Origin of the sequence: Pseudomonas sp. RIT357 (assembly GCF_000632245.1) — a bacterium.
Lineage (GTDB): Bacteria > Pseudomonadota > Gammaproteobacteria > Pseudomonadales > Pseudomonadaceae > Aquipseudomonas > Aquipseudomonas sivasensis.
This window is the reverse complement of the sequence record NZ_JFYX01000013.1, coordinates 99,006-119,367: the sequence shown is the minus strand read 5'-3', so window position 1 is coordinate 119,367 and position 20,362 is coordinate 99,006. Positions and strand designations below refer to the sequence as shown.

Sequence of the window (20,362 nt, the reverse complement as noted above, 5' to 3'; positions counted from 1 at the left end):
ACCCGGCAGGACGCCGGGTTAGCCGCGCTGGGCCATGGATGGCCCATCGCGGCGGCCCACGGATTCAAGCCGGAGTGCGGGCACACCGAGCCTAGGCGAGGTGCCGAGTGTTGGGGCAAGAGCCCTTTGGTTACTTTGGGGCTTTTCCAAAGTGACCCGCCGTAAGGGCGGAACCAATACCCGCCGTGACCGCAGAAACGGATATGTCCCCCCAACAAACCGCAACCCAAACAAACCCCACACTCAAACGGCATCACCCATTAGCCAGATTCACCAATTCCACCCCCAAAACATAACGCTCCAGGTTCGCCAAAAACGTATCAGCAATCTCATTACGGCTATCGGTCGATATCGCCGACGTATGCGGCGACAACCTCACCCTCGGATGCGTATACAACGGGTGCCCATCCGGCAACGGTTCCGGCTCGGTCACGTCGAGCGATGCCAGGCCGATTTGCCCGTTATCCAGCGCTTCCAGCAGCGCCTCCTGATCCACCAACCCCCCGCGCGCAATGTTGATCAAATGCAGCCCCGGCTTGGCGCTGCCCAACACGTCCCGATCGACGATATGGCGCGTAGCCTCGGTCAGCGGTGCCGCCAGCACCAGGTGGTCGGCGCGGGCGAACAGGTCGTGGATGTCCCTGGCCGCCTCGACCCCGTCGATCCCGAACGGTGTCGGGCTTTGGCGCAGCGCAACCACCTTGATTCCCAGCGCGTGAGCCTTCTGCGCCAGGCGTTCACCAATCGCACCAAAGCCGAGAATCCCCAATGTGGTGCCCTTGAGCGGACGCAGCGGGGTGAAATTCCACTGAGAATCCTTCACCCAGATATCCGGCAAATGCTTGGACGCGGCAAAGATCGCCGCCAGGGCGAACTCGGCCAGGTTGTCGGCGGCGCTGCCCCGGGAGGTGGTCACCGGCGGGCCGTTGAACAGCCATTGCGGGTAGAAGTCGATGCCCGATGAGACCAAATGCACCCATTGCGCGCCGTAGGGCCAGCCTGGCGGCGGGGTATCCGGGGCGGTGTAGCCGCGCACGTTGATCGGACGCAGCAACAGGATATTCGCCTGGGGCGGCAGGTCGCTTGGCACGCCCACCGGCACGCCGATCACCTGGGCTTCGGGGTGGACCGTGCGCAGGCGAGCGCGGATCACGTCGTTGTAGTCTTCGTCCAACTGGCTGGCAATAATCACGTGAGTCATGTGCGTTCCTTCTGGCGTTGGGCGAACACGGCTTTACCGACGCCTTGCAGCACCGCATCGTTCTGCGGGGTATGTACGCGACTGCACAGCACATCGCGGTAGTGGCGTTGCAGCGGGCTATGGCGCGACAGGCCAGGGTTGCCGGAAGCCTCAATGGCCAGTTCCACCGCGCGAATAGCGTTGTGGGTAACCAGGTACTTCAACTGTGCGGCGTTGGCGGCCGGGGTGTGGCCGTCGGCGGCGGCGTCGAGCAGGCTGCGGTTGGCGAACAGCAGGGTGTCGATATGCCCGACGGTTTCCTGAAAGCGCGGCAAGGTCGACAACGCCGCACCGAGGTTGGACGGCGTGCGTTCTTCCAGCCAGTTCACCAGCCAGTCCCGCGCGGCCTGGGCCACGGCGTCGTATACCGACGAGAGCAGCACCGACATCCACAGGAAACCCTCCGCATCCAACTCCGGCTGCGGTGCGCTCCAAGGGCTGACACTGACGGCGTGGTCCAGCGGCACCAGCACGTTGTCGAGCACCACTTCATGGCTGCAGGTGGCGCGCATGCCGAGGTGGTCCCAGGTGTCGATGATGCTCACGCCGGGGCTGTCCTTGGGCACCAGCCAGGCGCCCACCAGCGGGTCGGCGTCGTCACTGCGCGCCCACACGCTGAACCAGCTCAGGCCATGGCTGCCGGTGGAGTAGATCTTGCGCCCACTGATGCGCCAGCCTTCGGCGGTGCGCACCGCAGTGGTCGCGGGCAGGCCGCCACGGGCCGGGGTGCCGAGGTCGGGCTCGACGCGCAGGGCGTTGATCAGCGCACCGTTACGCACTGCGTCTTCGGCGACTTTCACGCGCAGGTGCTGGGGCCAGGTTTTGCTGTCTTGCAGGCGTGTGTGTTGCAGGTATTGCATCACCAGGATCAGCGCGGTGGACGGCTCGCCCTTGGCAATCGCACTGATCGCCTTGCGTGCCTGAGGCAGGCTGGCACCGCCGCCGCCCAGGGTCTTGGGCACGGTGAGGGCGACCAGGCCGTGCTCATGCAATAGCTGGAAGTTGGCGTGGGGGAAGGCGCCACTGTCATCGTACTGCGGCGCGGTACTGGCCAGCTCGGTGGTGAGGCGTTCGAGCAAGGCTTCGAAATTGGCGACTTCCACGGAGCGTAGAGACGGTTGGGTCATAAGAATGTACTCGGTCAAAAATGTGGGAGGGGCGGCGCGACGATTCGACTTGCCCCTCCCACAGAGGATTTTTGGCTTAGATGGCGAGGCGCACAGGCTGTTGGCCCAACAAGCGCTCCACCACCTGCACCACCGGCTCGGCTTCGGTACGTACCAGCCAATCCGGGCTAACGTCTACGAACGCGACCGTGCCGTCCTGGGCAATCACCACGACGGTCGGTTGGGGCAACTCCCAGGTCCCCGTACCGGTGGTTTCACCGATGTGATTGCCCTTGGCCAATGCCGCGTTACGCGAGGCTTCATCGAAGCTGTAGAGAATCCCCAAGCGCCGCCCGAGGTTGTTATCCAGGTCGCTGGCGACCAGCAGTTGCAGCGCGTGGTGGGTCTTGATTTCCACCAGGCGTTCCGGCACTTGCGGGCTGATCGCTACCAGCGGTACACCCAATTCGCGCAGGCGTGGGTACAGCTGGCGCTCGTAATAGGGCAGGGCGATGTTGCACGCCGGGCAGCCGGCAAAACGGAAGAAGATCAGCACTGCCGGGCCGTCTGCCAACAGCAGCTCGCGGTTGAGTTCGCCGCCTTCGACGTTGAGCAAGGTAAACGGGTCGAGCTCATCACCCACCTGCACGTAGTCGTCTACCCGCGCTTCATCCACCAGGCGCTGGCGCTGGTCGATATTGAATTGCAACGCCGCCGGGGCCCAGGTCGCTACACGCTCGGCGTGCAGCGCCGCCAACTGACGGTTAAGGGATTCGCTCATGCCAATGCCTCCTGCGGCGCTTGCACCTCGACGCTGTAACGGTTGACCGGTACGTCCAGGCCCAGGTTGTCGCGCAGGGTCTGCCCGGTGTATTCGGTGCGGAACAGGCCGCGCTGTTGCAGCACCGGCACCACCAGTTCGGTGAAGTACTGCAAGCCATCCGGCAGCACCGAGTTGACGATGAAGCCATCGCTGGCACCGCGTTCGAACCAGGTCTGGATCGCATCAGCGACTTGCTCAGGGGTGCCGACAAAATCACGCTTGGGCCGCGAGAACCGCAGGGCCACTTCACGCAGCGTGAGGCCTTCGTCCTTGGCCAGTTGCTTGATGCGATCGGAGCCGCCTTTCTGGCTGTTGGAGCCCAGGTCGCCGAGTTCCGGGAAGGGGTCGTCCAGGGGGTATTTACTGAAATCGTGGTCGTTGAACGGGCGGCCGAGGGCGACGATGGCGTCTTCCACGGTGACCAGCTCCACGGCCTGCTGGTAGCGGCTTTCCACTTCTGCCTCGTCGCGCCCGACAATCGGGCGGATGCCCGGCAGGATCGACAGGCTGTCGGCATCGCGGCCAAAGCCTTTGGCACGGCGTTTGAGGTCCTGGGAGTAGGCCAGGCCTTCTTCGATGCTTTCCACATGCACAAAAATCGCATCGGAATGTTCGGCGGCAAAGTTACGCCCGTCTTCCGAGGTGCCGGCCTGGAAAATTGCGGGCTGGCCCTGGCGCGAACGCGCAATGTTCAGCGGGCCTTTGACCGAGAAAAACTCGCCCTTGTGGTTCAACGCGTGAAGCTTGTCCGGGGTGAAAAACTCGCCGCTTTGCTTGTTGTAGGCAAAGGCGTCGTCCTCCCAGGAATCCCACAGGCCCTTGACCACGTTCAGGTGTTCCTTGGCGATGCGGTAGCGCACGGCATGGGGCGGGTGCTCGGCCTTGCCGAAGTTATCGGCGGTGCCGCTGAGCCACGAGGTGACCACGTTCCATCCGGCGCGGCCGCCGCTGATATGGTCCAGAGACGCGAACTGACGCGCCACTTGGTAGGGCTCGGTGTAGCTGACGGTCACGGTGGCGACCAGGCCGATATGGGTGGTCAATGCCGCGAGGGCTGACAAGATCGTCAGCGGCTCGAAACGGTTGAGGTAATGGGGGCTGGATTTGGCGTGTATATGCAGGCTATCGGCGATGAACACAAAGTCGAATTTGGCGGCTTCGGCCAGTTCAGTCTGCTGCTTGTAGAAGCCGAAATTCGTACTGGCATTCGGTTGTGCCTGCGGGTGGCGCCATTCGCCCCAGCCGTGGCCGACACCGTGGACCATGGCACCCAGTTTTAAATGGCGTGGTTTTAGTTGACGTGGCTGGCTCATGTTCTGTTCCTTCAGCGCGAGACTTGGTTGTTGGGGGCACGCTTGGCGTTAAAGCTTTTGTCGAAGCCCTGTGACACGTCGATGTGTTTGGTCAGCAGGCCTTCTTTTTGGTAGGTGTCGGCGGTGGTTTGCAGGCCACTGATCACGCTGTCATCGATCAACACCGGGCTCAGACGTGTTTCCTTGGCCACCGCCACATGCACGGCCAGTGGCAGGCCGGTGATTTTGGTCTGGGCGGCGGCGTATTCGTTGGGGTGCGTATTGGCCCAGGCGTAGGCGCGATCGACGCGGGCGACAAAGTCGTCCAGCTGCGTGCGCTTGTCGGCAATGGCCTGGCTGGTGGCCGCGAGGTACAGGTGGTTGCTCAACAGCGTGTTGCCACTGGCGATGATTCGCGCCTGGCTTTGGGAGGTCACCACGGTGGTGTAAGGGTCCCAGGTCGCCCAGGCATCGGCGGTGCCGTTATCCAGCACCAAGCGGGATTCGGCGGGCAACAAGAAGATGAACTGCACATCCTGGCTGGTCAGGCCCGCGCTGGCCAACGCCTTGATCGCCAGGTAATGCCCGATGGAGCCACGCCCGGTGACGATTTTCTTACCCTTGAGGTCGGCGGCCGTCTTGATTGGCGAGTCCTTGGGTACCAGCAGCGCGGTGGTGTTGCGCCCTTCGGCGTGGATGATGCTGACCACTTTTAAGGAAGCCCCGGCGCCCAGCGCGAACACGTAAGGCGCATCGCCCAAGGCACCGACATCCACCGCGCCGGCATTCAGGGCTTCGCCCAGGGGCGAGGCGGAGGGGAACTCCGACCACTGGATGGCATAGGGCACGTCTTTGGTTTCGCCGGACACTTCCAGCAGCGTCTTGATCGTCGATTTCTGATTGGCCACCCGCAGTGGTTGCAGGTCGGCGGCGTGGGCGCTGGTGGCCAGGCCAAGGGCCAGGGCAGTACCCAGGAACAGGCGCTTGAAGGGGGTGGTAAAGACCATGGGATAGAGGCTCCAGGCAGATCAAAAAAGGTGTGGGTTACCTCCGCCTGGAAAGGGGTCGGTGAAGCCTGCCCCCATTCAGAGGCAGGTGTGTTGGATGATCAGATCACGTAGAACCCATGGGTCCCATCACGGGCCAACTGGGCAACCAAACCGAACTCCCAATCCAGATATGCCTGCATGGCTTCCTTGGGGTTGTCAGTGCCTTCGTACGGACGGCGGTAGCGGTCGATCCGTGGTGAGGCCAGGTGGGTTTCGCCTTCTTCCAGGGGCAATTTCGCGTTGATCCAGCCTGCCGTGCCGTCTTCCAGCAGGAACACTTGCTTGCCGGTGATGGCTTCGACTTCGGCCACCGCCAGGCGCGCCAGTTGGCTGCTGCCGCAGGTCAGCACGTAGCGCTCGGCGCTCGGCACTTTGGCGAGGGCCTGGGGCAGTTGCGCGCGCAGGGCCCACCAGGCGCCGGGGATGTGGCGTTTGACGTAGTTGGCGCTGGCGGTGAAGTCCAGCACCACGGTGTCGCCGTGGGCCAGCCAGTCGGCGAGGGTGTGGGGGCTGATCAGTTCGGCTTGGGGCGGCGTGGGCACCGGGGCGACCCAGGCGCCTTTTTCGCTGAAGTGCGCCGCTTGCAGGTCGTCCAGCACGTGCACGTCCCAGCCCAGTTGGGCGAGCCAGGACGCGGACATGTTGGCGCGCACGCCGTCGTCATCCGCCAGCACCAGGCGTGCGCCGCGTACGCTGGCCACGTGATCGGTTTCCTGGACCAATTGGCCGCCGGGGGTGGAGCGAGCGCCGGGCAGGTGACCGGCTTCGAATTCTTCCGGGGTGCGCACATCGAACAGGTAGGTGGTGCGAGTGGTTTCCTGCTGCCAGGCGTGCAGATCGTCCAGGGTGGCACGGCCAACGCGGGCTTTGTCGGCGACGCGGCGTGCCTCGATGGCGGCGACCTGGCGATGTTCTTCCGAGGTTGGGGCAAAGCGTCGCGCCTGGCCGTGGGCGAGTGTTTGCCCGGCCAGGGTCCAGCCAATGGTGCCATTGCGCAGCGCGGATACCGGGTTGGCCACGCCCGCATTGATCAGCGACTGGGTGCCAATGATGCTGCGGGTGCGCCCGGCGCAGTTGACGATAATGCGCGTGGCCGGATCCGGCGCCAGTTCACGGGCGCGCAGCACCAGTTCGGCACCGGGCACGCTGATGCTGGTGGGAATGCTCATGGTTTGGTATTCGTCGAAGCGGCGGGCGTCGAGCACCACCACGTCGGCGTGGCTGTCGAGCAGGGCCTGCACTTCTTCGGCGGCCAGGGACGGCGTGTGACGCTCGCTCTCTACCAGTTCGCCAAAGGCTTTGCTCGGCACGTTCACGTCAATAAACAGCTCGCCACCGGCGCTGCGCCAGCCATTGAGGCCCCCTTCGAGCAGGCTGACCTGGGTGTAGCCCAATGCAATCAGGCGCTCGGCGGCGCGGCTGGCCAGACCTTCGCCGTTGTCGTAGACGGTGACCTGGGTATCACGCCGTGGAATGCGCGAATACACCTCCAGCTCCAGCTTGGACAGCGGGATATTCGCCGCGAACAGCGGGTGGGATTCAGCAAACGGCGCTTCTTCGCGCACGTCGATCAGGGCGACTTCTGCATGGTCCAACAGGGCCTGGCGAATCTGGGCGGAATTGCGGGTCGGTACGGTGCTCATAGGGCAGGGCTCTTTTCTTTGGACAAATCCCAGATGTTCGGGAGGAAGGCGTTGGAATAACCGGAGATAAACAGTTTCTCGCTGCCGTCGGGCTGGTACACCGCACGGCGTACCGCACCGATATTGGCGCCGTACACGTGAATGCTGATGGACACTTGGTCGCTGTGGGCGTTGCTGACCTGATGAATGTCGCCGACCTTGGGCGATACGGCTTCGACCTGGCCCGGCACCAGCTTAATAGGCTTGCCTTCGGCGACCAGGCTGCCGTCGGGGGCGCGTTCAAACCCTTGGGAAAACTCCGCGCCGCGCAACATGCCGATCAGCCCCCACACCCGGTGGTCATGAATCGGCGTGGTCTGCCCCGGACCCCAGACAAAACTGACGACGCTGAAGCGCTGGCGCGAATCGGCGTGCAGCAAAAATTGCTGGTAGCGCTCGGGGTTGGGTTGGGCGAATTCGTCGGGGAGCCAGTCATCATGGCTGACCAGTTGCGCGAGCAGCTTGCCGCCACGGTGCAACAGGTCGCCTTCGCGCGGATTGCCGTCGATCAGTTCCGCCAGGGCGCCAATGAAGGCTCTGAGTCTCTCGGGGTGTCGGGCCTGGGTCATGGCAATTCCATCAGTCGGTGTTGATGGGTTTATCTAAGCATAATGTTTATAGTTAATATGCTATTTTTTAATGATTAGCTTATAGCTGAAGGTAATTTAGAACCGGCGTGTATAGCGTTAGACGTTATCGATCACAGCGTGGGCTATTCAGATAACGTTCCTGCAACTATGCTTCGCGGACATCTTAATGACTGTTCTCTATGTGCGGCCCAAATGAAAATTGACGATATCGATGCCTTTGTCGAAGTGATTCGTTGCCAGTCCATCAGCCATGCCGCCGAGTCGTTGCAACTGACCCAGCCGGCCATTACTCGCCGCGTGCAGAACTTCGAGCAGGCGCTGGGGGTGGAGCTGTTTGACCGCAATACCAAGCCCCTCAAACCGACGTTGATCGGTACCCGCGTGTATGAACAATGCCGGTTGATCCTGCGCGAGATGGATGCCTTGCGTGAGCTGGTAGCCACCGACGCACCCCCCTCCGGCGTACTGCGCCTGGGCGTGCCGCAGACCATCGGCGATGTAGTGCTGCTGGACGCGCTGAAGCTGCTGCGCACTGAGTACCCCGAACTGCGCGCCCAGGTCGCGACCGGATGGGGCAGCCAGTTGGTCGGCAAGATTGAACGGGGCGAACTGGACGCGGCGGCGGCGTTGTTCCCGGCAGGCAAGATCTTCCCGGATAACATCGTTGGCGAGTCTATCGGCAAGATGGAGTTGGTGGTGGTGTGCGCCAAGGCGCAGTTGCCGAAAAAACCCTGCAAGCTGGCGGATGTGTACCAGAACGGGTGGATTCTTAACCCGGATGGCTGCGGGTTCCGTGCCGGGTTGCAACGCACTTTGTCCGATCAGGGCTTGGCGCTGCGGGTCAACCTGGAAACCTTCGGCACTGAATTGCAATTGGGTCTGGTCGCCGATGGCCTGGGCTTGGGCCTGGTGCCGCGTCCCTTGCTGGAGCGCAGCGCTCACCGCGAACAATTGGCGGTAATGCCGCTCAAGGACTTCAAACCGGTGATGGACCTTTGGCTCATCTACCCGCATTTCCTCGGCAACCTGCAAGGGCCGGTGGATGCGTTTGGCAAATGGGTGGCGGCGTCGTTGCACAAGATTCGGGATGCGGCTTGATATGAAAAAAAATAATAATTAGCTTAGATTAAAATGTGCTTTTTATTATTTTTGAGCATCCCCTAGGCTTGCCTGGAAGTCCTTAAGGCCATCCAGGAAGTTTTGCCATGAGCAGCGTCACCTCGATTTCCAGCGTCTCCAACAACGTTCGTCAACGCGTCACGCCAGAAGAGTGGGAAGTGCGCGTGAAACTGGCCGCCGCCTACCGCCTGGCGGCCTTGTACAAGTGGACCGATCACATTTACACCCACTTCTCCGCCCGTGTACCGGGCCCGGAGGAGCATTTCCTGATCAATGCCTTCGGCCTGTTGTTCGATGAAATCAACGCCTCCAACCTGGTCAAGGTCGACCTCGACGGCACGATCGTCGACGACCCCACCGGTCTGGGTATCAACTACGCCGGCTACGTGATCCACAGCGCCATCCACGGCGCGCGCCATGACTTGCAAGCGGTGCTGCACACCCATACTCGCGATGGCATTGCGGTGTCCGCGCAGAAGGACGGCTTGTTGCCGATTTCCCAACACTCCATCGCCTTTTCCGGGCGAGTGGCCTACCACGGCTATGAAGGCATCGCCCTCGACCTGGACGAGCGTGAGCGGTTGGTGGCGGATCTGGGCGACAAGAGCGTGATGATCCTGCGCAACCACGGGCTGTTGACGGCGGGTATCAGCGTCGAACATGCCTTCCAGCAGCTGCAAGGGTTGGAGCGTGCGTGCAATATTCAGATCGCGGCGCAAGCGGCGGGGAATGCTGAGCTGGTCTTTCCGCCACAGGAGGTAGTGGCGAAGGTTGAAGAACAGGCCAAGGCGCATAGCAGCGGCGAGGGGCCGGGCGTGGCGCGGCATTGGAATGCGCTGATTCGGCAGTTGGAACGCAGCGATACCGACTACAAGAACTGATCCTGAGCTTAATGAAGATAGGCAGGTGGGAGAGGGCGAGTCGAATCATCGCACCGCCCCTCCCACATTGGTTTTGCCGTGTTCTGGCTTACGCGACCTGTTTGGCCTGCTCGCGTTCTGCAATCAGTTGGCGGGTGAGGGGGATCAACCGCTTGCCGTAGTCGATCGCATCATTGAGCGGATCAAACCCACGGATCAGGAAGGTGGTGATGCCGAGGTCGTAGTAATCCACCAGCGCTTCAGCCACTTGTTCGGCGGTGCCCACCAACGAGGTTGAGTTCCCTTGCGCGCCCAGCAACCCCGCAATCCCCGTCCACAAACGCTTGTCCAGCCGGGAACCCTGTGCCGCCGCTGCGAGTAGGCGACGCGAGCCTTCATTCGGCGGTTCACGCCGCACAAATCCATTCTTCTCAGCCAACTCAGTGGCCTGTTGCAAGATGCTGTCAGCGCGTGCCCACGCCAGCTCTTCGGTCTCGGCGAGGATCGGTCGCAGCGACAGGCTGAAGCGAATCGTGCGTCCATGCTTGGCTGCTTCGGCCCGGACCTGAGTCACGATCTCGCGCACTTGCTCGTAGGTTTCGCCCCACAGTGCGTACACGTCGGCATGTTTGCCCGCCACTTCAATCGCGGCCTGGGAAGACCCTCCGAAGTACAGTGGGATATGCGGTTGCTGCGGCGACTTCACGGTGGAGTGCGCGCCTTCGACCTGGTAGTAGGTGCCGGTGAAATCGAAGGGCTGTTCGCTGGTCCATTCCTGTCGCACCACACTCAGGTATTCGTCGGTCCGTGCGTAGCGTTCGTCTTTGCCGATATGGCTGCCATCGGCGCGCAGTTCGCGGTCGTCGCCACCGGTGATGATATGCACGGCGGTGCGCCCGCCGTTGAACACATCCAGGGTGGCGAACTGGCGCGCGGCGAGGGTGGGTTGTGCAAAACCGGGGCGGTGGGCGATCAGGAATTGCAGTTTACGGGTGACGCTGGCGGCATGGGAGGCGATCAGCGTGCTGTCCGGGCTGTTGGAGTGGAAGGCCACCAGGGCGCGGTCGAAGCCGGCCTCTTCGTGGGCGCGGGCCACGGTTTCCACGTAGTCCGGTTGCAGAGTCGGGCCGCTGCGTGGATGAATTTCGGATGCATGGTGGCCGCCGATATAGCCGATGAATTCGATGCTCATGGTCTGTCCTTGTCGAGTAGGGAGTGTGTACCTCCGCCGGGCAGGGGGTCGGTCATGCTCGTCCAAGGTAGGGGCCGCGACGGCCGCTGTAAAATGCCGTTTGGTTCTAACCTAATTATTAAAAAATAGAATTATTTTTTGGTTTTATATCAGTAAATAGCATTATCTGAGTCGGCAGCGACGCAACCCCAAGTGTTTGCGAGTTTGGTGCACTTTCTGATAGACGAAAAAAAACCGGCTGATCAGGCCGGTTTGGGGGGGCCCTCGAACAGGGCGGGTTATGCGTGGTTTTCCATCAGACGATCCGAGCCACCTTCAGCTACGCGGTTTTCCATCAGACGGTCCGAGCCACCTTCAGCTACGCGGTTTTCCATCAGACGGTCCGAGCCACCTTCAGCTACGCGGTTTTCCTGCAGACGGTCCGAGCCACCTTCAGCTACACGGTTTTCCATCAGACGATCCGAGCCACCTTCAGCTACGCGGTTTTCCAGAAGACGATCCGACCCACCTTCGGCAACACGGTTTTCGATCAGTCGATCCGAACCGCTTTCAGCAACACGGTTTTCGATCAGGCGATCTGCACCGCCTTCAGCGACTACAGGGTGGGCAAATGCGTTTGCAGCGAGTACCGAGAAAGCGAGGCTAAGCAAGATTTGGCGTTTCATGATGGTGTGCTCCGAGTGTTTTAGTTTGGGTGTTGCCTGGTATGGGTTTGATGTTACGCGTTGCATTTTTTAAGAGAACTTCATTGCGCTGATGGTGACTATCGATGCCAGCGATGGACCGTTTCCAACGGCCATCGCCCGGCTGATCAAGGCATTTGCGGCAGTTCCTGAGGTCGCAGGTCGAACACCAGCACCTCGGCGTCCTGACCTTGACTCAAGTGGATGCGCTGCTCATCACGCACTCGGGCACCGTCACCTTCCTGCAAGCGCTGGCCGTTGATCTCCACGCTGCCCCGGGCCACATGGATGTACACGTGGCGATCCGGCGGCAGGTCAAGGGTTGTGGCTTCGTCACCGTTGAACAGCCCGGCGTACACCCTGGCGTCCTGGCGTACGCTCAGGGAACCGTCGGCGCCGTCCGGCGAGATGATCAACTGCAGACGCCCACGCTTTTGTGCCTCGCTGAAGTGCTCCTGTTGATAGCGCGGTTCGGCACCGGCCACGGCGGGCACGATCCAGATTTGCAGGAAATGCACCCCACGGTTTTGGCTGTGGTTGAACTCGCTGTGGGCCACGCCGCTGCCGGCGCTCATCAATTGCACATCGCCAGGGCGGATCACCGAGCCAGTGCCCAGGGTGTCCTTGTGCTCCAGGGCGCCTTCGAGCACATAAGAGAAAATCTCCATGTCACGGTGCGGGTGCTGGCCGAAGCCTTTGCCGGCGGCGACGCGATCATCGTTGATCACCAGCAGGTCGGAAAAACCCTGCTCGTTGGGGTTCCAGTAGTTGGCGAACGAGAAGGTGTGGAACGACTTCAACCAACCGTGATTGGCGGCGCCGCGTTCGGAAGCTTTGCGAAGGGTCAGCATGGTTGTGTCCTCAAGTGGGCGCTGGCTGCGAGATGCAGGGCGCTTGCGTTGAGAAGAAGGTTACTGGTTACTGAAATATTCATTAAGAAGCTGAAATCTGAATAACTGTCCCTCTCAGATTGACAGTGAAAGGCATGCCATAATGCCTCCCGCTTTCTTCCCCTCGATGGATGCCTTCTGTATGAAAACCGTGGCCATGGCGCTGTTCCCGGACTTCCTCTTGCTCGACATGGCCGGGCCGCTTGAAGTGTTTTCCATCGCCAACCGCTATCTGCCGGCGGCGGCGCATTATCAGATCCTTACTGTTGGCACCGAACCTGGCCCACTGCGCGCATCCAACGGCGTAATGGTGCAGACCGACCTGTTGCTGGAGCAGGCCGACGGTGCCTATGACCTCTTGCTGGTGCCCGGTGGCCCCGGTGCCTACAACGAATGCCATCCGGCGCTGCTGCCCTGGCTAAAAGCAGCGGCGCCACGGGCACGGCGCTTTGGCTCGATCTGCACGGGCGCCTTTGTGCTCGGGCACGCCGGGCTGTTGGACGAGCACCGCGTGACCACTCACTGGCATTACACCGAGCGGCTGATCAAGGCGTTCCCCAACGCCATCGTCGAGACCGACCGTATCTATCTGCAGGACGGGCGGTTGATTACCTCGGGCGGGGTCACGGCCGGTATCGACCTGGCGTTGTCCATCGTTGCACAGGACCATGGCAAGCAGGTGGCGGTGGATGTGGCCAAGGTGCTGTTGGTGGTGATGAAACGCCAGGGCGGCCAGGCCCAATTCAGCCCGATGACCGCGGCCGTGGCGCCCCAGGAAACCGCGATTACCCGCGTGCAGAACCATGTTCTCGCGCACCTGGAGCAGCCGTTCACCATCGAGTCCATGGCCGAGTTGGCCGGCATGAGTGCGCGCCACTTTGCCCGGTTGTTTGCCAAGGATGTGCAGATGACGCCCATGGCCTTCCTGCAAGGCGCGCGCATCGACCGTGCTCGGCAATTGCTGGAAACCACCGATCTGCCGCTCAAGACCGTGGCGTTCCACGCAGGCTTTGGCAGCGTGCGGCACATGCGCTTTTTATTCAGTGAAAAGCTCGGTCTCAACCCTACCCAATACCGACAGCAGTTCAGTTAACGACAGGATGTCCGTCTCGCACACCCGATTGTCCGTATCGCTCCCCGTGCCAGCATTGTCCTGTCATGGGTAGCTGGCAAGAATAGCGTCGAGCCCACGGAAAAGGATGCGCGAACGCCCAAGGCCGGGTGTTTCAGCGCGATTGCAGACATGAACGACCCTCAGGCGATTGACGCGGATAGCACGGTGCGCTTCGGTGCCTATGCCTTTCACCGGCAGCAGCGACTGGTCAGCAAGGCGGGTTGGCCGGTGCCGTTGGGCGGGCGGGCGCTGGATATCCTCGCGATGCTGCTGGAAGCGCCTGGGCAATTTTTCAGCAAGGCCACCCTGATCGAGCGGGTCTGGCCGAATAGCGTGGTGGAAGAGAACAACCTGCGGGTGCACATCGCCGCGCTGCGCCGTGCCCTCGACGGGCAACGGTTTATCCTCAATGACCTCCAGCGCGGCTACTGCTTCGCTGCGCCCGTGCAAGGCGTGGCCGCAGCGGTGCTGCCTAGGCACAACCTGGCCACGCGGCTCAGCCCGGTGATTGGCCGTGATGAACTGCTGGGCGTGCTGGTACGGCGTTTGTCCGGGCAGCGGCTGATGACCCTCACCGGATGCGCCGGCGTGGGCAAGAGCACCTTGGCCCTGGCCCTGGCCGAGCGCGTGTTGCCGCGCTACCGCGACGGTGTGTGGTGGGTCGACCTGGCCACCGTCGAGGCGCCGCTGATGATGCTGCGCCACCTGGCCACGGTCCTGCATCTCGAGCCCAGCGGCAGCGCCACTGAACTGTGCCGTCAATTGGCTTCCCGACAATTATTGCTGGTACTTGATGGCGCCGATCTGCTGCTTGGCGCCTGTCGACATCTGCTGCGTGTGCTTAGCGAACACGCGCCCCGGATCAGTGTGCTCGTCAGTAGCCGTGAAGCCTTGCGTGCCCCGGGCGAATGGGTGTTGCGCGTGCCCCAGTTGGCGCTTCCAGCTCCGTCGGTGTTGGGCAGCGTTGAACAGGCGATGGTGAGTCCGGCGGTGCAGTTGTTTGTTGCACGGGTGCGTGCCAGCCAGCAGGGGTTTGTGTTGCGGCCCCAGGACTTGGCACCGCTGCGTGATATCTGCCGGCGCCTCGACGGTATTCCTCTGGCTCTCGAACTGGCCGCCGCCCAAGTGGACGCCCTTGGCGTCCGTGGTGTGCAGGCGCAAGTGTGCAGGGGCTTGCAGATCCTCACGCGGGGGCGCCGCACAGCGGTTGAGCGCCACCAATCCCTCAGCGCCGCACTGGATTGGACCTACCAGCGCTTGAGCTTGCCGGAACGCTGGCTGTTCCTGCAGATGAGCCTGTTCAAAATGGCGGTGACTTTGCCCACCTTGAGTGAGCTGGTGGTCGGCACGGAGCTGGAGCATGCCGACCTGTCTTACTTGTTGAGTCGGCTGGTCGACACCTCACTGCTGAACCTTGAGCCCGGCCCAGGTTATCCGCGCTATCGCCTGCTCAACAGTGTGCGCAGCTACGCCTTGGCACTTCTGCGCGACCCGCAGCAGGTAGCACGCTTGCAACAGGGCTATGGGCATTACCTGGGGCCGTTTTCAGGCCGGCCGTTTGTCTTGCAACTCGTCGAGCAGGCGGCGCACGCGGATTAGATCCTGGGTGGCGAAGCCTTCGGTAAACCGCTCATAGACTGAACCCAGCAGGTCGCGCGCGGCCTGCACACGAGCTTGCTTGTGCCACAGCCGCGCCAAGCTGTCTGCGCATCGTAACTCCCAGGCCAGCGCGCCTTGCTGGTGCGCCAGGCCCAGGGCTTCGAGCAACAGGCTTTCGGCTGATTGGGCATCGGGCATGGCCTCGGCGCGCACGCGCAGAATCTCCGGTGTGCACCAGCCGGCCGCACCGCTTCGGGCGCGTTCGAAGAGGGCGTCATCCACTGCGATGGCGTTGAAGGTCACCAGGATGTCCTCGACCAGGCCCAACCCTTGTACTTCGGCAATCTGCGCCGTGCCTTCGTAGCATTGCGCCCAGGTGTGGAACAACTGCACTGAATGTTTTTGCGCCTGCTGCAACAGCAGGTCCAACTGATCGCGGGCCGCAAGCGTATCGCCGTTGTACTGAGCGATCACCACCCCAGCCAGGGCCAGGGTGTAGCAGATCGACGTGCCGTGGTTGATCTGCAACGCCAGCGCCAGTGCCTGGCTTGCAGTGCGCCACGCGCGTTCAGGGAAACCGCGCAGCCACAGGATGCGCGCGAGGATGGTCAGCGAAGCCACGCTTTGGTCGTACTGCACACCAAAGCCATGGGTAAACCGGTTGAGATGGCCGCTCTGGGCCATGCGCTGGATCACCTGTTCGGCATTGTGCTGCGCCAGCACCTGATTGCCGGCGAAGTGCTGCGCCAGTACTCGCAGGCGTTGGGCGCTGAGGGCCAGCAACGACTCGGCGTGTGGCCCCAACTGGTCGAAATGCAGGCTTTGCTTCAACGCCTCACGGTAGTTGCCGCTGCACAGGCTGACCGCCATTTGCCCCGACACTGCACGCAGTTGGCCGGGCAGGTTTTTGTCAGCTTCGGCCAGGCGTCGTGCGCAGGCAAAGGCGTCTATGGTCTGCGGCGTACTGCCCTGGGCGTGATAGGAAAAACTGCCGAAGGCCAACTGCAATGCCATGTGCAAGCGCTGGCTCGGCGCACTCGATTGCCCCAGTCGCGCCAGGGCCTTGCTCACGTAGAGGCCGTGTTCGCGCAGCAGCGACAGCTCCTGCCACAACGGCATGGCGCTGACGGTGAGGCGAATGCCCAGCACGTGCACACCCTGGTCGCCCAGGCCCCAGTCGAGGGCGGCACGGATGTCTTCGCGCAGCGGGGCATAGCGGTCGATCCACGGCTGGGTAGCGATCTGCTCCCAATCTTCCTGCGCCTGGTCCATCAGCGCCAGGCAGCGGTTGGCGTGACGTTCACGGGTGGCATCAAGCTCGTCGGCGACACTGAGTTTTTCCAGGGCGTAGGTGCGGGTGATGTCCAGCAGGCGATAGACCATCTCGTCATCGCCGGGCTCCACATTGAGCAAGGATTTGGCGACCAGTTGAGTGATCGAGCCCAGCACCTCGGTCGGTGCGATCTGTTCTCCGGCAATCACCGCCGCCGCGCTGGCCAGGCTGAAACCACCCCGGAACACGGCGAGACGGCGCAGGCAGATTTGCTCGCACGTCGTGAGCAGGTCGAAGCTCCAATCCAGGGTCGCGCGCAAGGTTTGATGCCGGGGCAGGGCACTGCGCCGGCCTCGGGTGAGCAGGCGGAAATTGTCTTCCATCTGCACCAGCAACCCCGGCAGGCCGAAGCGCTCGATCTGCGCCGCCACCAATTCGATTGCCAGGGGAATACCGTCCAGGCGCTGGCAGATATCAATCGCCAGGGGCAGTTCGGCTTCGCTCAGTTCGAAGCTGTCCTGATGGGACATGGCGCGTTCGATCAGCAGTTGCAGGGCAGGATAGCCCAGGGCCTGGGCGCGGTTGCCGGTGGCGGGTGGGCAGGCCAGGGGTTCCAGGCGTTGCACCGATTCGCCTTCGGCGCGCAATGCTTCGCGGCTGGTGGCCAGGATGTGCAGTTTTGGGGCATGGCGCAGCAGGGTTTCGCTGATCAGCGCAATGTCGTCCAGCAAGTGCTCGCAGTTGTCGATCACCAGCAGCACCTGGCGCTCTTGCAGGCGGCGCGCGAAGGTGGCCAGCGGTTCGTGCTCGGTGTGGGTCAGGTCGAGCAGGGCGGCGAGGTTGGGCAGGATCATCGACGGCGCGCTGAGGGGCGCCAGGTCCAGCAGGCGGATACCGTCGCGGTAATGGCCGATCAGCAATTCCGCCACGCGCAACGCCACGGTGGTCTTGCCGATGCCGCCGGCGCCCGTCAGGGTGATAAAGCGTTGTTCGGGCAGGTGCTGCACCAGGCTGTCGATCAGCGCCTGGCGGCCGAGCATGCGGGTGCGGCGCAGCGGCAGGTTGTGGCAGGGGCGTTGGGGCGTGCCTTCTGTGGGTAGGCTCATCGGCTCGATGCTCAGTGGCGCAACAAAACTGTAGCCACGCTGGGCCACCGTAACGATATAGCGCTGCCCGGCCTGGCCATCGCCCAGCGCCTTGCGCAACGCCGCCATATGCACCCGCAGGTTGCCGTCCTCTACCACGCTTTTGGGCCAGACCCGAGCGATCAGCTCCTGCTTGCTCACCACATTACCGGCCTGCTCCAGCAGGATCAGCAGGATATCCACGGCCCGCCGCCCCAGGCGCAACGGACGACCAGCCTCCAGCACCAGGCGCTGGTGGGGATGGATACGGTACGGCCCGAAGTGCACGGCCTGATCGCGTTGGTCACTCATGGGTGGCCATGCTCTGGAGAAAGTAAGCGGCCAGCATATTCCAGGTGCTTGCAGACCACTAGGCAGCGATCTCTTGAGTCTTGTGACGCAGTTGGTGGTTTCGCCAGGTCATCGGATTGACACCCTCGCTGCGGGTGAACATATGGCAGAAATGTGCCTGGTCGCAGAACCCGCATTCCAGGCTGATCTGCGTCAGGCTCAAGGAAGACTGAGTGATCAATTCCTTGGCCCGCTGGATGCGTTGCAGGCGTATCCATTCCTGGGGCGACAGCCCGGTGGTGCACTTGAATGCACGGGAGAAATGGCTGCGCGACAGCGCGCAGGCCTGGGCCAGATCGGCAATCGCCAGGCTTTCGCCGAGGTTAGCGAGGATCAATTGCTTGGCGATACGCTCGCGCCGGGGGCATAGGCCGCCGGTAGCGGATAAGCGAGGAGCGCAGTGCTCAGTTCGGGCCATGACGGATATCCGCAGTCGATGGGAGCGTTCCCGGTGAATGGATGCAGTGTAGATGGCGTCAATCTTGTTGCCGTACCGTCTGGCTGACGAGTTAATCGTTGTTAATTTCGTCAGGTGCAGTCACGGAAAAGACAGCACAGACATGCAATCAACCCCTTGTTTTGCGTGCTTAGCTGTCAGTCTGCTAACCGTTTGGATACCGCCATGAACCGCAATGACCTGCGTCGCGTCGACATGAACCTGCTGGTGATTTTCGAGGCGTTGATGTTCGAGAAGAACCTGACCCGGGTCGCCGAAAAACTCTTCATGGGCCAACCGGCGGTGAGTGCGGCCTTAGGCCGGCTGCGCGACCTGTTCGACGACCCGTTGCTGCTGCGCAACGGGCGGGGCATGGAGCCCACGCCGCGCGCCCTGGCGATACTCAAGGAGCTGCAACCGGCTATGGACACCATTTCCGGCGCGGTCAGCCGCGCCAAGGATTTCGACCCTTCCACCAGCTGTGCGGTGTTCCGTATCGGCCTGTCCGACGACGCCGAATTTGGCTTGTTTCCGCCGTTGCTCAGTCAGCTTCGCGAAGAAGCCCCCGGCATCATCGTGGTGGTACGCCGCGCCAATTACTTGCTGATGTCCGCGCTGCTGGCCAGTGGCGAGATTTCGGTGGGGGTGAGCTACACCACTGAACTGCCCGCGAATGCCAAGCGCAAGAAACTGCGGGATATCCCGTGCAAGGTATTGCGTGGGGATGACGGGGTGGCGCCGCTGACGCTGGATGATTATTGCGAACGGCCCCATGCGATGGTGTCGTTCTCCGGGGATTTAAGCGGCAACATCGATTTGGACTTGGCCCGTATCGGCCGCGCGCGGCGGGTGGTGCTGGCGGTGCCGCAATTCAGCGGGTTGCGGGCGTTGTTGGCGGGGACGCAGATCATTGCGACGGTACCGGATTATGCGGCGTGTGCGTTGACCGAGGGCACCACGTTACGGGCAGAGGATCCGCCGTTTGCGATTGATGCGGCGGAGTTGTCAATGGTGTGGAGTGGGGTGCATGACAATGATCCGGCGGAGCGTTGGTTGAGGTTGAGGATTGCCGAGCATATGGCGGGGGGAGTTGGTTGATTGAGTGCATATCCGTTGCTGCGGTAACGGCCGCCTATGGTTCCGCTCTTACAGCGGGTCACTTTTGTAAAGGCCGGAATGCCGGCCCAGACAAAAGTAACCAAAAGGCCTTCGCCCCACCACTCGGCACCTCGCTTAGGCTCGGTGTGCCCGTAATCCGACATTGATTTGGGGGGTAAACCGGCATCCCTGCCGGTTTACCCCCCAAATCAATGTCGAATTCCGGCCATCGTGGTTGACGGGGCGATTTCAGATCAAAAGCAAGGCCGCGGCGGCCTTAGAGCCGACCGGGTTCTCCGCTCCAACTCCGTCCAAATGTGGGAGGGGGCTTGCTCCCGATGAGGGTGTGTCAGTTGATGCGGCTGTGACTGACCCACTGCTATCGGGAGCAAGCCCCCTCCCACAGTTTGATCTCCATAGATCAGACAGATAGGTTCTAGCCTGCTGTTCTGCTGTTCTGCTGTCCTGCTGTCCCGCTTTTGCTCTGCTTTTGATCTGGCTCTTACATCCTTTTCGCTGACGAAGTCAGCGGTCTGTTGATCTGCGCTTTTGATTGTGATCTCAGGCGCCCCGTCAAACACGCTGGCCGAACGCAGGCTTGAATCCGTGGGTAACCCGGCAGGACGCCGGGTTAGCCGCGCTGGGCCATGGATGGCCCATCGCGGCGGCCCACGGATTCAAGCCGGAGTGCGGGCACACCGAGCCTAGGCGAGGTGCCGAGTGTTGGGGCGAAGGCCTTTTGCTTACTTTTGGGCCTTTCCAAAAGTGAGCCGCTGTAAGAGCGGAACCATAAGTAGCCGTTACCTAACCAACGGATATGTACTCAACTCAACCCCCCCCC

General features: G+C 62.1%; 17 protein-coding genes. 5 read left to right on the top strand and 12 right to left on the bottom strand.

What is annotated here, in order from left to right; translation table 11 throughout:
• Window positions 1-253 precede the first annotated feature (253 nt).
• The 7 genes from BW43_RS15425 to BW43_RS15455 form a co-directional block, all read right to left on the bottom strand.
• On the bottom strand, window positions 254-1,201 hold the full coding sequence (locus BW43_RS15425; RefSeq protein WP_032886604.1) for a D-isomer specific 2-hydroxyacid dehydrogenase family protein: 948 nt from the start codon (window positions 1,199-1,201) through the stop codon (window positions 254-256).
• Window positions 1,198-2,367, bottom strand: a complete 1,170-nt coding sequence (locus BW43_RS15430) for an acyl-CoA dehydrogenase family protein (RefSeq protein ID WP_032886603.1) — start codon at window positions 2,365-2,367, stop codon at window positions 1,198-1,200. The genes BW43_RS15425 and BW43_RS15430 overlap by 4 nt, the downstream gene beginning before the upstream one ends.
• Window positions 2,368-2,443: 76 nt before the next feature.
• Window positions 2,444-3,127, bottom strand: coding sequence for a peroxiredoxin-like family protein (locus tag BW43_RS15435; protein WP_032886602.1), 684 nt, complete (start codon window positions 3,125-3,127; stop codon window positions 2,444-2,446).
• On the bottom strand, window positions 3,124-4,482 hold the full coding sequence (locus BW43_RS15440; RefSeq protein ID WP_032886600.1) for an LLM class flavin-dependent oxidoreductase: 1,359 nt from the start codon (window positions 4,480-4,482) through the stop codon (window positions 3,124-3,126). The genes BW43_RS15435 and BW43_RS15440 overlap by 4 nt, the downstream gene beginning before the upstream one ends.
• Before the next feature lie 11 nt (window positions 4,483-4,493).
• Window positions 4,494-5,468: an ABC transporter substrate-binding protein gene (locus tag BW43_RS15445; RefSeq protein ID WP_032886599.1), complete on the bottom strand. Its 975-nt coding sequence runs from the start codon at window positions 5,466-5,468 to the stop codon at window positions 4,494-4,496.
• A 101-nt stretch (window positions 5,469-5,569) separates the two neighbouring features.
• A complete protein-coding gene (locus BW43_RS15450) occupies window positions 5,570-7,153 on the bottom strand; it encodes a rhodanese homology domain-containing protein (RefSeq protein WP_032886598.1) in 1,584 nt (527 codons plus the stop codon).
• Window positions 7,150-7,761: a cysteine dioxygenase gene (locus BW43_RS15455; RefSeq protein WP_032886597.1), complete on the bottom strand. Its 612-nt coding sequence runs from the start codon at window positions 7,759-7,761 to the stop codon at window positions 7,150-7,152. The genes BW43_RS15450 and BW43_RS15455 overlap by 4 nt, the downstream gene beginning before the upstream one ends.
• 213 nt (window positions 7,762-7,974) lie before the next feature.
• On the opposite strand from BW43_RS15455, the gene BW43_RS15460 reads away from it, so the two are divergent.
• The gene (locus BW43_RS15460) at window positions 7,975-8,880 is read left to right on the top strand and encodes a LysR family transcriptional regulator (RefSeq protein WP_032886595.1); all 906 of its coding nucleotides are present in this window, start codon (window positions 7,975-7,977) and stop codon (window positions 8,878-8,880) included.
• Between the two features lie 107 nt (window positions 8,881-8,987).
• Window positions 8,988-9,782 carry a class II aldolase/adducin family protein gene (locus tag BW43_RS15465; protein WP_032886594.1) on the top strand — a complete coding sequence of 265 codons (795 nt, stop codon included), beginning with the start codon at window positions 8,988-8,990 and terminating at the stop codon, window positions 9,780-9,782.
• A gap of 88 nt (window positions 9,783-9,870) precedes the next feature.
• Here the strand turns inward: BW43_RS15465 and BW43_RS15470 are convergent, their stop codons facing one another.
• The 3 genes from BW43_RS15470 to BW43_RS15480 form a co-directional block, all read right to left on the bottom strand.
• Complete coding sequence (locus BW43_RS15470; protein WP_032886593.1) at window positions 9,871-10,953, bottom strand: LLM class flavin-dependent oxidoreductase; 1,083 nt, start codon at window positions 10,951-10,953, stop codon at window positions 9,871-9,873.
• A 278-nt stretch (window positions 10,954-11,231) separates the two neighbouring features.
• Window positions 11,232-11,618 (bottom strand): hypothetical protein, encoded by a 387-nt coding sequence (locus BW43_RS15475; protein WP_032886592.1) that lies wholly within the window; start codon window positions 11,616-11,618, stop codon window positions 11,232-11,234.
• A 146-nt stretch (window positions 11,619-11,764) separates the two neighbouring features.
• Window positions 11,765-12,487, bottom strand: coding sequence for a pirin family protein (locus BW43_RS15480; RefSeq protein ID WP_032886591.1), 723 nt, complete (start codon window positions 12,485-12,487; stop codon window positions 11,765-11,767).
• Between the two features lie 181 nt (window positions 12,488-12,668).
• On the opposite strand from BW43_RS15480, the gene BW43_RS15485 reads away from it, so the two are divergent.
• Window positions 12,669-13,619: a GlxA family transcriptional regulator gene (locus BW43_RS15485; RefSeq protein WP_032886590.1), complete on the top strand. Its 951-nt coding sequence runs from the start codon at window positions 12,669-12,671 to the stop codon at window positions 13,617-13,619.
• 150 nt (window positions 13,620-13,769) lie between these two features.
• A complete protein-coding gene (locus BW43_RS15490) occupies window positions 13,770-15,239 on the top strand; it encodes a winged helix-turn-helix domain-containing protein (RefSeq protein WP_032886589.1) in 1,470 nt (489 codons plus the stop codon).
• Here BW43_RS15490 and BW43_RS15495 read toward each other — a convergent pair.
• Together BW43_RS15495 and BW43_RS15500 are read right to left on the bottom strand one after the other, a co-directional pair.
• Window positions 15,186-17,948 (bottom strand): winged helix-turn-helix domain-containing protein, encoded by a 2,763-nt coding sequence (locus BW43_RS15495; RefSeq protein WP_032886588.1) that lies wholly within the window; start codon window positions 17,946-17,948, stop codon window positions 15,186-15,188. The genes BW43_RS15490 and BW43_RS15495 overlap by 54 nt on opposite strands.
• A 58-nt stretch (window positions 17,949-18,006) precedes the next feature.
• Window positions 18,007-18,405 (bottom strand): helix-turn-helix domain-containing protein, encoded by a 399-nt coding sequence (locus BW43_RS15500; protein WP_032886586.1) that lies wholly within the window; start codon window positions 18,403-18,405, stop codon window positions 18,007-18,009.
• A 204-nt stretch (window positions 18,406-18,609) separates the two neighbouring features.
• Between BW43_RS15500 and BW43_RS15505 the strand changes: the two genes are divergently transcribed.
• Complete coding sequence (locus BW43_RS15505; protein WP_032886585.1) at window positions 18,610-19,521, top strand: LysR family transcriptional regulator; 912 nt, start codon at window positions 18,610-18,612, stop codon at window positions 19,519-19,521.
• The last annotated feature ends 841 nt before the right edge of the window (window positions 19,522-20,362 follow it).

Excerpts from the sequence above, each read along its gene's own strand:
- BW43_RS15485 (WP_032886590.1), top strand. The coding sequence starts at position 12,669 with ATGAAAACCGTGGCCATGGCGCTGTTCCCGGACTTCCTCTTGCTCGAC.
- BW43_RS15495 (WP_032886588.1), bottom strand. The coding sequence starts at position 17,948 with ATGAGTGACCAACGCGATCAGGCCGTGCACTTCGGGCCGTACCGTATC.
- BW43_RS15475 (WP_032886592.1), bottom strand. The coding sequence starts at position 11,618 with ATGAAACGCCAAATCTTGCTTAGCCTCGCTTTCTCGGTACTCGCTGCA.
- BW43_RS15450 (WP_032886598.1), bottom strand. The coding sequence starts at position 7,153 with ATGAGCACCGTACCGACCCGCAATTCCGCCCAGATTCGCCAGGCCCTG.
- BW43_RS15425 (WP_032886604.1), bottom strand. The coding sequence starts at position 1,201 with ATGACTCACGTGATTATTGCCAGCCAGTTGGACGAAGACTACAACGAC.
- BW43_RS15480 (WP_032886591.1), bottom strand. The coding sequence starts at position 12,487 with ATGCTGACCCTTCGCAAAGCTTCCGAACGCGGCGCCGCCAATCACGGT.
- BW43_RS15440 (WP_032886600.1), bottom strand. The coding sequence starts at position 4,482 with ATGAGCCAGCCACGTCAACTAAAACCACGCCATTTAAAACTGGGTGCC.
- BW43_RS15445 (WP_032886599.1), bottom strand. The coding sequence starts at position 5,468 with ATGGTCTTTACCACCCCCTTCAAGCGCCTGTTCCTGGGTACTGCCCTG.
- BW43_RS15505 (WP_032886585.1), top strand. The coding sequence starts at position 18,610 with ATGAACCGCAATGACCTGCGTCGCGTCGACATGAACCTGCTGGTGATT.
- BW43_RS15490 (WP_032886589.1), top strand. The coding sequence starts at position 13,770 with ATGAACGACCCTCAGGCGATTGACGCGGATAGCACGGTGCGCTTCGGT.
- BW43_RS15470 (WP_032886593.1), bottom strand. The coding sequence starts at position 10,953 with ATGAGCATCGAATTCATCGGCTATATCGGCGGCCACCATGCATCCGAA.
- BW43_RS15465 (WP_032886594.1), top strand. The coding sequence starts at position 8,988 with ATGAGCAGCGTCACCTCGATTTCCAGCGTCTCCAACAACGTTCGTCAA.
- BW43_RS15500 (WP_032886586.1), bottom strand. The coding sequence starts at position 18,405 with ATGGCCCGAACTGAGCACTGCGCTCCTCGCTTATCCGCTACCGGCGGC.
- BW43_RS15435 (WP_032886602.1), bottom strand. The coding sequence starts at position 3,127 with ATGAGCGAATCCCTTAACCGTCAGTTGGCGGCGCTGCACGCCGAGCGT.
- BW43_RS15430 (WP_032886603.1), bottom strand. The coding sequence starts at position 2,367 with ATGACCCAACCGTCTCTACGCTCCGTGGAAGTCGCCAATTTCGAAGCC.
- BW43_RS15460 (WP_032886595.1), top strand. The coding sequence starts at position 7,975 with ATGAAAATTGACGATATCGATGCCTTTGTCGAAGTGATTCGTTGCCAG.
- BW43_RS15455 (WP_032886597.1), bottom strand. The coding sequence starts at position 7,761 with ATGACCCAGGCCCGACACCCCGAGAGACTCAGAGCCTTCATTGGCGCC.